Consider the following 12,165-nt stretch of genomic DNA (forward strand, 5'->3'; position numbering starts at 1 on the left):
GAAGCAGCCCATGCCAGCCCTGTTCGTCGCCGGCGCCGGCACGGAGATCGGCAAGACCTACGTCACCGCCGCGCTGACGCGGCGGCTGATCGCCTCGGGGCGGCGGGTGCGGACCCTGAAGCCGCTCGCGAGCGGCGTGCCGCCCCTCGATCATCCGGACTTCGCCGGGAGCGACACCGCGCGCCTCCTCGCCGCCCAGGGCCTCGCGCCGAGCCCGGAGGCCGTGGCCGCCTGCTCGCCCTGGCGTTTCGCAGCTCCCCTCGCCCCCGATCAGGCCGCCGCGCGGGAGGGCCGGGCGCTGGCGCTCGCCGAGCTCGTCGCCTGGTGCCGGGCCGAGATCGAGCGGCCGGAGGTCGTGTCCGGCGACGCGGTGCTGCTGATCGAGGGCGTCGGCGGCCTGATGAGCCCGGTCACCCCCGAGGCGACGGGGCTCGACTGGCTGGCGGCCCTCGGCCTGCCGGCCCTCCTCGTCTCCGGCAGCTATCTCGGGGCGATCAGCCACGCGCTCACCGCCTGCGAGGCGCTGCATCGCCGCGCCGTGCCGCTGCGGGCGATCGTCGTCAGCGAGAGCCCCGACGCGCCGACGCCGCCGGACGTCGCGGCCGACGCCATCGCGCGCCACGCGGGCGGACCGGTCCATATCCTGGCCCGAAACGAGGAATGCCCCGAACCGCTGTCGGCCCTGGTCGAACAGGGATGAAAACTCCGGCCGAAACGTAAGGCCGGCGGCGCCGGCCCGATAGTCTATCCTGGACGATGCTGTAGGCTCGTGCGCGGGGACGGACACGGACCGGCGAACGGGGGACGCATCACATGGCCTCATACTCCGAGAGCGACGCGACGGGCTCGCGTGTGGCGACCGTGCTGCGCGTCACCAGCGGCAACTTCCTGGAGATGTTCGACTTCTTCCTGTTCGGCTTCTACGCGTCGTACATCTCGAAGTCGTTCTTCCCGACCGGCAACGACTTCGCCTCCCTGATGCTCACCTTCGCGACCTTCGGGGCGGGCTTCCTGATGCGCCCGCTGGGAGCGGTGATCCTCGGGGCCTATGTCGACCGGATCGGGCGCCGCCAGGGCCTGATCGTCACCCTGACCATCATGGCGACCGGCACCATCCTGATCGCCTTCGTGCCGTCCTACGCCACGATCGGCCTGCTCGCCCCGGCCCTGGTCCTGATCGGGCGGCTGCTCCAGGGCTTCTCGGCGGGCGTCGAGCTCGGCGGCGTCTCGGTCTACCTCGCCGAGATGGCGACGCCCGGCCACAAGGGCTTCTACGTCTCCTGGCAATCGGGCAGCCAGCAGGTCGCGGTGATGTTCGCCGCGCTGATCGGCTACGGGCTGAACCACACCCTGACGCCCGCCGACATGAACGACTGGGGCTGGCGGATCCCGTTCTTCATCGGCTGCGCGATCGTGCCGTTCCTGTTCTACATCCGCCGTTCGCTGCAGGAGACGGAAGCCTTCCTGCAGCGCAAGGTCCGGCCGAGCACGCGGGAGATCTTCGCCTCGCTGGCGCAGAACTGGAAGATCGTCGGCCTCGGCATGCTGTTCGTGGCGATGACGACGATCTCGTTCTACACGATCACCATCTACACGCCGACCTTCGGCAAGGCGGTGCTCAAGCTCTCGGACACCGACAGCCTGATCGTCACCTTCTGCACCGCGCTGTCGAACCTCGTCTGGCTGCCGGTGATGGGCGCGCTCTCGGACCGGATCGGGCGCCGCCCGATCCTGATCGCCTTCTCGGCCCTGACCCTGCTCACCGCCTACCCGGCGCTGGCCTGGCTCGTCGGCCACCCGTCCTTCGGCAACATGCTGATGGTGCTGCTGTGGCTGTCCTTCCTGTACGGCAGCTACAACGGGGCCATGGTGGTGGCGCTGACCGAGATCATCCCGGCGAGCGTGCGGACGGCGGGCTTCTCCCTCGCCTATTCTCTGGCGACCGCCCTCTTCGGCGGCTTCACGCCCCTGGTCTCGACCTGGCTGATCGACGCGACCGGCAACAAGGCCGCCCCCGGCCTGTGGATGGCCTTCGGCGGGTTGTGCGGACTCGTCGCCACCATCGTGATCTACCGGGGCATCGCCGTGCGCGACAGGCTCTCGGAACTCTCGACCACCGCGGCCCTACGCTGAGGGTGTCCGGCTACCTCAGCCTCGCCGTCGCGATCCTCGCCGAGGTGATCGCCACCTCGGCCCTCAAGGCCTCGGCGGGCTTCACCCGGCCCGGTCCCTCCGCCATCGTCGTTGTCGGCTACGGGCTCGCCTTCTACTGCCTGTCGCTGACGCTCCGGACCATGCCGGTCGGCATCGCCTACGCCGTCTGGTCGGGCGTCGGGATCGTGCTCGTCTCGGGCATCGGCTGGGTCGTGTACGACCAGCGCCTCGATCCCCCGGCCCTGATCGGGCTCGGCCTCATCGTGGCGGGCGTCCTGGTGGTGAACCTCGTGTCCGACAGCGCCGGGCCCTGAGCCCGGACGGACGGCCCGCGGCCCCTTGGCGCGATCATTGCCCGAACGGCGCCCGCCGACTATCTGCAGGGCCATGAAGAGAGGAAACCCCATGCGGCTGCGTTCCGCCCTCGCGCTGCTCCTCCTCGCCGGACCGGCCCTGGCCGCGCCGACGCCGGACGCCGCGCCCGCAGCGCCGGAGGCTTCCGCCAAGGCCGCGCCGGTGGTGCTCGCCAACCATCGCGCCGTCTACGACCTCTCCCTCGCCTCCAGCGGCGGCACCCGGGCGGTCGAGGGCGCGCGGGGTCGGATCGTGATCGACTTCCGGGGCGATGCCTGCCGCGGCTACACGATGCAGACCCGGCAGGTGACGGTGCTCGAATCCGGCGAGAGCGGCAGCCGCACCTCGGACCTGCGCAACACCACCTTCGAGGGCGGCGACGGCCACGACTTCCGCTTCCGCACCGCCAGCGCGATCAACGGCACCGAGAGCCCGACCGTTGACGGCACGGCGAGCGCGGATCCCGCCGCCCTGAAGGTGCGGCTCAAGGAGCCCAAGCGCGACCAGTTCGGCGAATCCGGGCCGGTGCTGTTCCCGACCCGGCACATGCGCCGGCTGATCGAGGCGGCGCGGGCGGGAGAGACCACCGTACAGGCCAAGGTGTTCGACGGTTCGGACGATGGCCGCAAGGTCTACGATACCCTGGCGGTGATCGGCCGTCCGGCCACCGGCCCGGCGAACGCGGCCGGCAGCGAGCGCGACAAGCCGCTGCGTGACGGTGCGCTCGCGACGGTCCGGCGCTGGCCGGTGACGCTGAGCTACTTCACGCAAGGGGAGGGGGAGCGCACGCCGATCTACACCCTGAGCTTCGACCTCTACGACAACGGCGTCAGCGGCGCGCTCAAGCTCGATTACGGCGACTTCGCCATTCTGGGCGACCTGACCCGGCTCGAGATGGACAAGGCGACGGCGGCCGGAGCGCCCTGCGCGCCGTGACCGGGTGGGGCGCGCTCAGGGCGCCTCGAAATCCGGCGGCTGTCGCCGCCGCCAGGCTGCGGCGATCCGCTCGGGCGACACCCCGATGGCCGTCGCGCAGGCGAGCAGCACCGGCTCGTCGCCCATCACATGGTCGAGAACCGCCGTCAGGACGGATGGGTCGCGCGCATTCGAGCGCAAGTTGTCCGGGTCAAGTCCCGTCGCGTTCAGGAAGGGTATCAGGCGATCGGGCTCGCCGGCCATCCACAGCAGAACGTCGAGGGCGAGGGCGTCGGTGGATTCATCCTCTTGAAGGGGTTTGCGTTTCATCAACATGTAAAGCCTACAAAGCTCAGAGGCAGGGTGAAGCCCCGTTAACGACGAGCGTCGCGCGCACCGGGATTAACGCGTCATGAAGAAGACGGTGCTGATCGTCGAGGACAACGAGCTCAATATGAAGCTCTTCAACGACCTCCTCGAGGCGCAGGGCTACGCCACGCTCAAGACGGCCCACGGCATCGAGGCGATCGAGCTCGCCCGCGCCCACCATCCGGACCTGATCCTGATGGACATCCAGCTCCCCGAGGTCTCGGGCCTGGAGGTGACGAAGTGGCTCAAGGAGGACGACGACCTCAAGCACATCCCGGTGATCGCGATCACGGCCTTCGCCATGAAGGGCGACGAGGAACGGATTCGGGAAGGGGGCTGCGAGGCCTATTTGTCCAAGCCCATCTCGGTCGCGAAGTTTTTGGCAACGGTTCGCCAGTATCTTGACGTGAAGCCCTGACGCCGGGGCCCCGCACCCTCGCGGGACGGCGTCGCGCACCGCCCTGCGAGGTACGATGTCGGCCCGCGTCCTGATCGTCGACGACCTGTTTCCGAACGTCAAGTTGCTGGAGACGAAGCTCGCGCTCGAATATTTCGATACCGTCGCGGCGATGAACGGCCCCGACGCCATCGCGATCTGCGAGAAGGGCCTCTGCGACATCGTCCTGCTCGACGTGATGATGCCCGGCATGGACGGGTTCGAGGTCTGCCGCTACCTCAAGGACAATCCCGTCACCGCCCACCTGCCGGTGGTGATGGTGACCGCCCTCGACCAGCCCTCGGACCGCCTCAAGGGGCTCGATGCCGGGGCCGACGACTTCCTGACCAAACCCATCGACGACACCGCGCTGTTCACGCGGGTTCGCAGCCTCGTGCGCCTCAAGGCGGTCACGGACGAGCTGCGCAGCCGCGCGCTGGCGTCGCGCGAGTACGGTATGGGCGACCCGCTGGCGCTGGCCGCCGCCGCCACCGGCCTCGACGCCAAGGTGCTCCTCGTCGAGGACCGCAAGGGGGCGGCCGAGCGCATGGGCGCGGCCCTCGGCCAGCACCACGCGGTGACCGTGGAGGCCGATCCGCAGGCGGCGATGCTGGCCGCCGCCGAGGGCGCGTTCGACTGCGTCCTGGTGAGCCTCGATCTCGACGGCTCGGACGGGCTGCGCCTGTGCAGCCAGCTCCGCTCCCTCGACCGCACGCGCAACGTGCCGCTGATCATGCTGGCCGAGCCGCACGACCGCGCCCGCATCGTGCGGGGCCTCGATTTCGGCGTGCACGACTACCTGATGCGCCCCGTCGACCGGAACGAGCTGCTGGCCCGGGTGCGCACGCAGATCCGGCGCAAGCGCTTCTCCGAGGTGCTGCGCGGCGCAGTGCAGGCCTCGATGCAGCTCGCGGTCACGGACGGGCTCACCGGGCTGCACAACCGGCGCTACCTCGACAACCATCTCGGCGCCCTGTTCGGCGACGAATCCCTGCGCCACCGCCCGGTGGCCGGGCTCATCCTCGACATCGATCACTTCAAGGCGATCAACGACACCTACGGCCACGAGGCCGGCGACGAGGTGCTGCGCACCTTCGCCGAGCGCGTGCGCCTGCAGACCCGCACCATCGACATCGTCGCCCGCTACGGCGGCGAGGAGGTGGTGATCATCCTGCCCGATGCCGGGTTGGGCGAGGCGCAGGCCATCGCCGAGCGGATCCGGGCGCGGATCGAGGCGGTGCCCTTCCCGATCCAGCGGGCCACCCGCAGCGTCCCCGTCACGGTCTCGATCGGCGTGGCCGTGCGCCAGCCCGAGGATACCGGGCCGGGCGACCTGCTGAAGCGGGCCGACCTCGCCCTCTACCGGGCCAAGGGCTCCGGCCGGAACCGCGTCGAGGCGGAGGCGGCCTAGGGCCGCTCCCGATCGCGTGGCGATCCATAACATTGCCTGCCGAGACGCCCCGGCTCGCGCTCGGTCCCTCGGAATGCGGGGTCGGGCGAGTCTGACCCGCCGCACGCCGCGCTGGCGTGCAGCGTGGCGTTGCCACAGCGAACGGCCCCGCGCCCTCGATGCGACGGGCCTGACCCACCCCGACCCGGCATCCGGCGCGGCGGACGGCGAGCCCCGCCGCCGGGGCCCTAATCCATCCGCGCCTGCGCCGGGTCGGTCGGGGCGGGCGCGGGCGCGCGGGAGCCGCGGCGGCGGGGCGCGGCCCCGCTCTCGCAGCCGGCGCAGATGCTGCGGGTGACGCGCCGGACGCGCGCGTCCATCTGGCGTCGGATCCCCTCCATCTTGGCGTCGCTCTGACGGGCGGCCAGCTCGGTCTCGGGCTTGAGGTAGAAATCGCGCCGCGGGGCCGCCCGCATCCGCTCGATCTCGGCGGCGGCGGGCGGAGGCGCGGGGGGGTGCGGCGGCCGGGGCGCCTGGGCGGCGGCGGGGCCGCCGAGGACGGCGCAGAGGAGGGCGCCGAGGCGAATCGGGATGCGCGGGCTCATGGGGCGGCAGGGTGCGGCCGGATCGCGGCCTCAACATGGCCGGCGCCCGGCGCGCGGCAGGCCCGGCTCCCTGCACGGCTCCCGGCTCGGCGCCTTGCCCGGTTGACACGCTTCCGCGCTTCGCCAACACCTCCCGCCGCTCGCGTCGGTCTTCGCCCGCGCCCCCGAGGACATCTGTGAACCATGGCGGTGATGCGCACCTACCTCGATTTCGAGAAGCCCGTGGCCGAGCTCGAGGCGAAGGTCGAGGAACTTAAGGCGGTCGGCGCGCGGGACGGCGCGGTCTCGATCAGCGACGAGGTCGGCCGGCTCGAGGCCAAGGCCGCCCAGGCGCTCGCCGAGATCTACGCCGCGCTGACGCCCTGGCAGAAGACCCAGGTCGCCCGCCACCCGCAGCGCCCGCACTTCGTGGATTACTGCGCCGGCCTGATCGAGGATTTCACCCCGCTCGCGGGCGACCGGACCTTCGGCGAGGACGAGGCGATCCTGGGCGGCTTCGGGCGCTTCCGCGGCCGGCCCGTCTGCGTGCTCGGCCAGGAGAAGGGCGCCACCACCGAGACCCGGCTGCGCCACAATTTCGGGATGGCCCGGCCGGAGGGCTACCGCAAGGCGGTGCGCCTGATGGAGCTCGCCGACCGGTTCGGCCTGCCCGTCCTCGCCTTCGTCGACACCGCTGGCGCCTTCCCGGGCATCGACGCGGAGGAGCGCGGTCAGGCCGAGGCCATCGCCCGCTCGACGGAGGCCTGCCTCGGGCTCGGCGTGCCCAACGTCGCCCTCGTGATCGGCGAGGGCGGCTCGGGCGGCGCCATCGCGCTGGCCACCGCCAACCGCGTGCTGATGCTGGAGCACGCGATCTACGGCGTGATCTCGCCCGAGGGCGCGGCCTCGATCCTGTGGCGCGACCAGGGCCGGGCGCACGACGCAGCCACCGCCATGAAGATCACCGCGCAGGACCTGCTACGGCTCGGCGTGATCGACGTCATCGTGCCGGAGGCGACCGGCGGGGCGCATCGCGACCGCGAGGGGGCGATCCGCGCCGCGGGCGACGCCCTCGACGGTGCGCTCCAGAGCTTCGAGGGCCTCGGACCCGCCGAGATCCGCGACCGGCGCGCGGCGAAGTTCCTCGAGATCGGCCGCCGTCTGTGAGAGCCCCGGGCGGGGCCGCGCCGGGTCCGGCCGGAGGGCCCGGCCTGCTCGGCGCCTTCCGGCGCGCCTTGCGCGGCGGCCGGCCCCGGCACGACGCCCGCGAGCCGGGGCCGCGCAACCACGTCTCCCTCGGCAGCAACTGCCAGATGGCGCACGCCCTCAAGACCCTCGGGCTGCGCACGTGGTCGGGCCCGTTCGACTGGCTCTTCACCCTGCCCGAGATGGTGCGCGACTGCCTCGCCGACGATTTCGCGGCGCTGACCGACCGGGCGGAACTGGAATCGATCCCGGAGGCCGAGCGGCAGGGGCCGGGGATCTGGCGCGGGCGCCACCGCCTGTACCGGGCGCGCTACGGCCTCGAATGCGTCTTCAACCACCACGATCCGGCCGCGAGCGCGGCCGATTACGATTTCCTCGCCGCCGGCGCCCGCCGCCTGCGCACGGCGCTTGCCGGGCCCGAGACCCGCAACCGGCTCTGGCTGATGAGCCATCTCCACATCGCGCCCGAGACCGTCGCGAGCCTCTGCGACGTGCTGGCCGGGACGCCCGCCCGGAACCACCTCACGGTCGTGCAGATCCTGCCGGGCGCGCCCGCCTGCCGGCTGGCCGGGACCGAGGACCCGCGCCCGGACCTGCGCCGCCTCACCGTGGAGACGCCCTCGGCGCCGGTGGGCCTGCGGCTGGCCGACCCGGCCGACGACGCGTTCCTGCTCGATCTCGTCGCCGCGGAAGCGGCGTGCCATCCCGCACATCTCGCGTGACGTGAAAGCGGGCCGGTGTGTCTTGCGCGTCATTGCGGTAACGACGCGCTAAGTTTAACGCGGCTAGTGGTTTGGGGAGTAACGCCCGACGTCGGCACGAACGCCCGCGGGTGATGGTCGATGACGAGGTTCCCCATGGCTGTGCGCCCGTTCGCGGCTGCCTGTCTCATCGCGGTCACGTTCAGCCTCGGCGCCTGTCAGGACGGCCTCGTCGGAGGCGCGTCGACCCGGCACCTGACCCCGATTCCCGCCCAGACGCTCTCCCTGATGCAAACCAAGGGGATGAGCCAGTCCGACCCGATCCTGGTCCGCGCCTACAAGAAGGAAGCGGAGATGGAGGTCTGGAAGCGCGGCGCGAACGGCCAGTACGCGCTGCTCAAGACCTTCCCTATCTGCCGCTGGTCCGGCCAGCTCGGGCCGAAGACCAAGCAGGGCGACCGGCAGGCGCCCGAAGGGTTCTACGCCATCACGCCGGGCCAGATGAACCCGAACTCGGCCTATTACCTCTCCTTCGACACCGGCTACCCGAACGCCTTCGACCGCGCGAACGGGCGCACGGGCAACTACATCATGGTCCACGGCACCTGCTCCTCGGCCGGGTGCTTCGCCATGACCGACGCCTCGATGTCGGAGATCTACGCCATCGCCCGCGAGGCCTTCGCGGGCGGACAGCGCGCGTTCCAGTTCCAGTCCTACCCGTTCCGGATGACGGCCCAGAACATGGCCAAGTTCCGCAACGACCCGAACGCGCCGTTCTGGAAGAACCTCAAGGAGGGCTCGGACTATTTCGAGGCCCTGCGCGAGGAGCCGAAGGTCGGGCTCTGCGGCAGCAAGTACGTGTTCGGCGGCCAGGACGCCGCGGCGGGCTCGTGCAGCCCGAAGGTCGATCCGCTCGTGGCCGAGAAGCGGGCGCAGGACGACCAGCAGATCGCCGAGCTGGTGGCCAAGGGCACGCCGGCCGTGCGCGTCGTCTACCAGGACGGCGGCCAGAACCCGGTGTTCCGCCCGCCGAACGCCACCGCCTTCGCGAGCCTCGGGACGACCGAGCAGGAGCTGCCCTACAGCGCCAAGGATTTCGGCCGGCACAACCTGGGCGAGGTCAGCCGCCCCGAGACCCTGGCCGCCGGCCCGGAAGAGATCCCGTTCGAGCCCAAGACCGCCCCCAGGGGCAAGGCCGCCCCGACGATGCTCGCCGCGGCGCCGATCCCCAGCAAGGCCGCAGCCGTAGCACTCGCCCGCACGGGCGGCGGGCCGGCGCCGCTGATGCTGGCGGCCAAGCCCGACGCGGTCGGATCCGAGCCGGCCCAGACCGAGCCCGTGCGGCCGGCGCGCGTCACCGTGGCGGATGCCGACGGCGATCCCTCCGCCTTCGGGGCCGTGTTCGGAAAGCTCGTCGGCAAACCGGGCCCGGCCCCGGAGACGCCCGCCGCCGACCAGGCGATTGCCGCGCCGAACGGCCTCACGGCCAATCCGTCCGCGAAGGTGGCAGCCCGGCCCGAGCCGGCGGGCAAGCCCCACGACCCGGCCCATACCGCCAGCGCGGCCCACACAACCGGTGCGGCCCACACCGCGAACGCAGCCAAGCCCGCCGGGACGGCCAAGCCCGCGGGTGCCGAGCGGAAGCCGGAGCCCGCCAAGGTCGCCGAGGCGCGCAAGCCCGGCGCGCGGGCCGACAAGGCGCCGTGAAACGGGCGCCCCGAGCGGGCGTCCCAACCAGACCAGCGGGCGTCCGGATCAGACCAGCGGGCGGTCGCGGTTCATCAGCCAGAGCGCGTGGATGGTGCCGGGCAGCCAGCCCAGGATCCACAGCACGATATTGAGCAGGAACTGCAGGCCGAAGCCTGTGGTCAGCAGGACCGCGACCGGCGGGATGAAGATCGCGAGCAGGATACGGACGAGGCTGGACACGGGAACTCCGGTGTTGCGAGGAATGCCCGCCCAACGAAGCGGGGCCGTTTCCGTTCCACGCCGGTGATCGCCGCCTCCGGGCGCGCGAGGCTGGCCCGCCGCGGTCGCATGGGTCGCGTCACAGAGCCGCCGCGTTGACGGAGGAGGGGAGGGCTGCGCCGGATCCCCGTCCCGGCCGGCAAACACAGCCCGAGGCTTCCGTGACCGCACCGATCCGGCCGAATCCGCCCGAAGGCGAGCGCCTGCGCGCGCCCGGCGCCTGGGTCGGCCCCGGCTTCACCGAGTTCGTGGCCATCGTCGCCCTGATGATGGCGGTGACCGCGATCTCGATCGACAACCTGCTGCCCGCCTTCCCGGCGATCCAGGCGCGCTTCGGCGTGGCCGACGCGAACCACCTGCAGCTCCTCGTCTACGTCTACATGATCGGGTTCGGGCTGGCGCAGATCGCCTACGGGCCGATCTCGGACGCCCTCGGGCGCCGGCCCGTCCTGCTCGGCGGCCTCGCGATCTACGTGGCGGGCAGCGGGCTCGCCATGGTGGCGCCCTCGTTCGGCTGGCTGCTGGCCGCCCGCATCGTGCAGGGAATCGGGGCGGCGAGCGGGCGCGTGCTCTCGACCGCGATCGTGCGCGACCGCTTCGCCGGACGCGAGATGGCGAGCGTGATGTCGCTCATCATGATGGTGTTCCTGATCGTGCCGATGGTCGCCCCCGCCATCGGCGGCGCCATGCTGGCGTTCGGGTCCTGGGTCTACGTGTTCGTCTCGATGCTGGCGCTCGCGGCCTGGCTCGCCGTCTGGTTCGGCCTGCGCATGCCCGAGACGCTGCACCCCGCCTACCGCCGGCCGCTCTCGATCCGCGCGACGGGCGAGGCGCTGATGGCCACCCTCCGCTGCCGGGTCGCCATCGGCTACGCCACGGCGCTCGGCCTGCTCACGGGCTGCATCATGGGCTATGTCGGCTCGGCCCAGCAGGTCTTCGACACCGGCCTCTACCATCTCGGCACGCTGTTCCCGCTGGCCTTCGGGCTCGTGGCGGGCGCGATGGGGGCCGCGACCCTCGTCAACGCCCGGGTGGTGCGCCGGCTCGGCATGCGCCCGCTCTCGCATGCGGGGCTCGTCGCCTTCGTGATCGTGGGCCTCGCCCAGGTGGGCGTCGGCCTCGCCTATGGCGGGCGCCCGCCGCTGGGGCTGTTCCTCGGGGTGCTGGCGCTGAACCAGTTCCTGATCAGCTTCGCCATGCCGAACTTCAACGCGCTGGCGCTGGAGCCGCTGGGCGCCATCGCGGGCACCGCCTCCTCGTTCCTCGGCTTCTACACCACGGTCCTCGGTGCGCTCTGCGGCTACCTGATCGGCCAGTCCTTCGACGGGACCACGCTGCCGATCGGGATCGGCTACGCGGCGCTCGGCGCCCTCGCTCTCGTGGTGGTGGCCTGGACCGAGCACGGGCGCCTGTTCCGCGGCGGCGTTTCCGGTTGACGGGCGCGCGCCCTTAACGGGGTCTCAACGCGGCTGATCCCAGGCTCCAGCATCGAACCCGCGCCCGGAGCCGCCCGATGATCGCCAGAGCCCACGATGCCGTCAGCCTCGCCGCGCGCCTGCTGCTGGCCTCGGCGCTGCTGCCCACGGGCATCGGCCGGGCGCTCAACGTCTCGGGCTTCGCCCTGACCCTCGCGGGCTCCGGCGTGCCGGCGCCGAACGCGGTGGCGACAGCGATGGTGGTGGTCCAGGTCTTCGGGCCGCTCGCCGTGATCCTCGGCGTGCTGCCGCGCCTGACGGGGCTGGCGCTCGCGGGCTTCGCCGCCGGCATGGCGATCGTGCTGCACCCGTTCTGGCACCTCGTCGGCCCGGCCGCGATCACCGAGCGCACCCTCCTGCTCGCCGATCTGGGGCTTGCCGGCGGCTTCCTGATCTACGCGCTCGCGGGGCCCGGCGCCTGGAGCTGGCAGGGCTGGCGCGCGGGGGCGCCGGCCGCCAAAGGCGAGGGAAGGGGGACGGGCAAGGCGGCGCCGCGCAAGCCCGCCAACGCCAACGGCCCGAAGCGGGCCCGCCCCGCGCGCGCGGCAGCCTAGCCAAGCCCTGGCCAAGACCTAGTGAAAGCCTAGCAGCGGCCTGGGTGCCGCCCGGGCCG

General features: G+C 72.0%; 14 protein-coding genes. 11 read left to right on the forward strand and 3 right to left on the reverse strand.

The window, feature by feature from the left end; translation table 11 throughout:
- Positions 1-10: 10 nt before the first annotated feature.
- From bioD to ACS5RC_RS16690, 4 genes are all read left to right on the forward strand, one after another.
- Entirely contained in the window at positions 11-700 is a 690-nt protein-coding gene (gene bioD / locus ACS5RC_RS16675; protein WP_478345108.1) for a dethiobiotin synthase, read from the forward strand.
- A gap of 113 nt (positions 701-813) precedes the next feature.
- A complete protein-coding gene (gene tcuC, locus ACS5RC_RS16680; protein WP_478345004.1) occupies positions 814-2,133 on the forward strand; it encodes a tricarballylate/proton symporter TcuC in 1,320 nt (439 codons plus the stop codon).
- Between the two features lie 2 nt (positions 2,134-2,135).
- Positions 2,136-2,468: a DMT family transporter gene (locus ACS5RC_RS16685; RefSeq protein WP_478345005.1), complete on the forward strand. Its 333-nt coding sequence runs from the start codon at positions 2,136-2,138 to the stop codon at positions 2,466-2,468.
- A 91-nt stretch (positions 2,469-2,559) separates the two neighbouring features.
- On the forward strand, positions 2,560-3,444 hold the full coding sequence (locus ACS5RC_RS16690; protein WP_478345006.1) for a cell envelope integrity EipB family protein: 885 nt from the start codon (positions 2,560-2,562) through the stop codon (positions 3,442-3,444).
- Between the two features lie 15 nt (positions 3,445-3,459).
- On the opposite strand, the gene ACS5RC_RS16695 is transcribed toward ACS5RC_RS16690, so the two are convergent.
- Positions 3,460-3,759, reverse strand: a complete 300-nt coding sequence (locus ACS5RC_RS16695) for a DUF3572 domain-containing protein (RefSeq protein WP_478345007.1) — start codon at positions 3,757-3,759, stop codon at positions 3,460-3,462.
- A 76-nt stretch (positions 3,760-3,835) separates the two neighbouring features.
- On the opposite strand from ACS5RC_RS16695, the gene ACS5RC_RS16700 reads away from it, so the two are divergent.
- Together ACS5RC_RS16700 and ACS5RC_RS16705 are read left to right on the forward strand one after the other, a co-directional pair.
- The gene (locus tag ACS5RC_RS16700; protein ID WP_478345008.1) at positions 3,836-4,210 is read left to right on the forward strand and encodes a response regulator; all 375 of its coding nucleotides are present in this window, start codon (positions 3,836-3,838) and stop codon (positions 4,208-4,210) included.
- 55 nt (positions 4,211-4,265) lie between these two features.
- Entirely contained in the window at positions 4,266-5,639 is a 1,374-nt protein-coding gene (locus tag ACS5RC_RS16705; RefSeq protein WP_478345009.1) for a PleD family two-component system response regulator, read from the forward strand.
- A 227-nt stretch (positions 5,640-5,866) separates the two neighbouring features.
- Here ACS5RC_RS16705 and ACS5RC_RS16710 read toward each other — a convergent pair whose 3' ends face one another.
- On the reverse strand, positions 5,867-6,223 hold the full coding sequence (locus ACS5RC_RS16710) for a hypothetical protein (RefSeq protein WP_478345010.1): 357 nt from the start codon (positions 6,221-6,223) through the stop codon (positions 5,867-5,869).
- 192 nt (positions 6,224-6,415) lie between these two features.
- On the opposite strand from ACS5RC_RS16710, the gene ACS5RC_RS16715 reads away from it, so the two are divergent.
- From ACS5RC_RS16715 to ACS5RC_RS16725, 3 genes are all read left to right on the forward strand, one after another.
- A complete protein-coding gene (locus ACS5RC_RS16715) occupies positions 6,416-7,369 on the forward strand; it encodes an acetyl-CoA carboxylase carboxyltransferase subunit alpha (RefSeq protein ID WP_478345109.1) in 954 nt (317 codons plus the stop codon).
- Positions 7,366-8,130 carry a DUF1796 family putative cysteine peptidase gene (locus tag ACS5RC_RS16720; RefSeq protein WP_478345011.1) on the forward strand — a complete coding sequence of 255 codons (765 nt, stop codon included), beginning with the start codon at positions 7,366-7,368 and terminating at the stop codon, positions 8,128-8,130. Before ACS5RC_RS16715 ends, ACS5RC_RS16720 begins: the two co-directional genes overlap by 4 nt.
- 135 nt (positions 8,131-8,265) lie before the next feature.
- Positions 8,266-9,816: a L,D-transpeptidase family protein gene (locus ACS5RC_RS16725; protein WP_478345012.1), complete on the forward strand. Its 1,551-nt coding sequence runs from the start codon at positions 8,266-8,268 to the stop codon at positions 9,814-9,816.
- A 48-nt stretch (positions 9,817-9,864) separates the two neighbouring features.
- Here ACS5RC_RS16725 and ACS5RC_RS16730 read toward each other — a convergent pair whose 3' ends face one another.
- Positions 9,865-10,038 carry a YqaE/Pmp3 family membrane protein gene (locus ACS5RC_RS16730; protein WP_478345013.1) on the reverse strand — a complete coding sequence of 58 codons (174 nt, stop codon included), beginning with the start codon at positions 10,036-10,038 and terminating at the stop codon, positions 9,865-9,867.
- A 200-nt stretch (positions 10,039-10,238) separates the two neighbouring features.
- Between ACS5RC_RS16730 and ACS5RC_RS16735 the strand changes: the two genes are divergently transcribed.
- Entirely contained in the window at positions 10,239-11,513 is a 1,275-nt protein-coding gene (locus tag ACS5RC_RS16735) for a multidrug effflux MFS transporter (protein ID WP_478345014.1), read from the forward strand.
- A gap of 77 nt (positions 11,514-11,590) precedes the next feature.
- Entirely contained in the window at positions 11,591-12,106 is a 516-nt protein-coding gene (locus ACS5RC_RS16740; protein WP_478345015.1) for a DoxX family protein, read from the forward strand.
- Positions 12,107-12,165: the final 59 nt, after the last annotated feature.

Source organism: Methylobacterium sp. HJ2, from assembly GCF_056431005.1.

Bases quoted from the DNA above. Each gene is read 5' to 3' on its own strand.
- bioD (WP_478345108.1), top strand. From the start codon at position 11: ATGCCAGCCCTGTTCGTCGCCGGCGCCGGCACGGAGATCGGCAAGACC.
- tcuC (WP_478345004.1), top strand. From the start codon at position 814: ATGGCCTCATACTCCGAGAGCGACGCGACGGGCTCGCGTGTGGCGACC.
- ACS5RC_RS16690 (WP_478345006.1), top strand. From the start codon at position 2,560: ATGCGGCTGCGTTCCGCCCTCGCGCTGCTCCTCCTCGCCGGACCGGCC.
- ACS5RC_RS16695 (WP_478345007.1), bottom strand. From the start codon at position 3,759: ATGTTGATGAAACGCAAACCCCTTCAAGAGGATGAATCCACCGACGCC.
- ACS5RC_RS16700 (WP_478345008.1), top strand. From the start codon at position 3,836: ATGAAGAAGACGGTGCTGATCGTCGAGGACAACGAGCTCAATATGAAG.
- ACS5RC_RS16705 (WP_478345009.1), top strand. From the start codon at position 4,266: ATGTCGGCCCGCGTCCTGATCGTCGACGACCTGTTTCCGAACGTCAAG.
- ACS5RC_RS16710 (WP_478345010.1), bottom strand. From the start codon at position 6,223: ATGAGCCCGCGCATCCCGATTCGCCTCGGCGCCCTCCTCTGCGCCGTC.
- ACS5RC_RS16715 (WP_478345109.1), top strand. From the start codon at position 6,416: ATGCGCACCTACCTCGATTTCGAGAAGCCCGTGGCCGAGCTCGAGGCG.
- ACS5RC_RS16725 (WP_478345012.1), top strand. From the start codon at position 8,266: ATGGCTGTGCGCCCGTTCGCGGCTGCCTGTCTCATCGCGGTCACGTTC.
- ACS5RC_RS16740 (WP_478345015.1), top strand. From the start codon at position 11,591: ATGATCGCCAGAGCCCACGATGCCGTCAGCCTCGCCGCGCGCCTGCTG.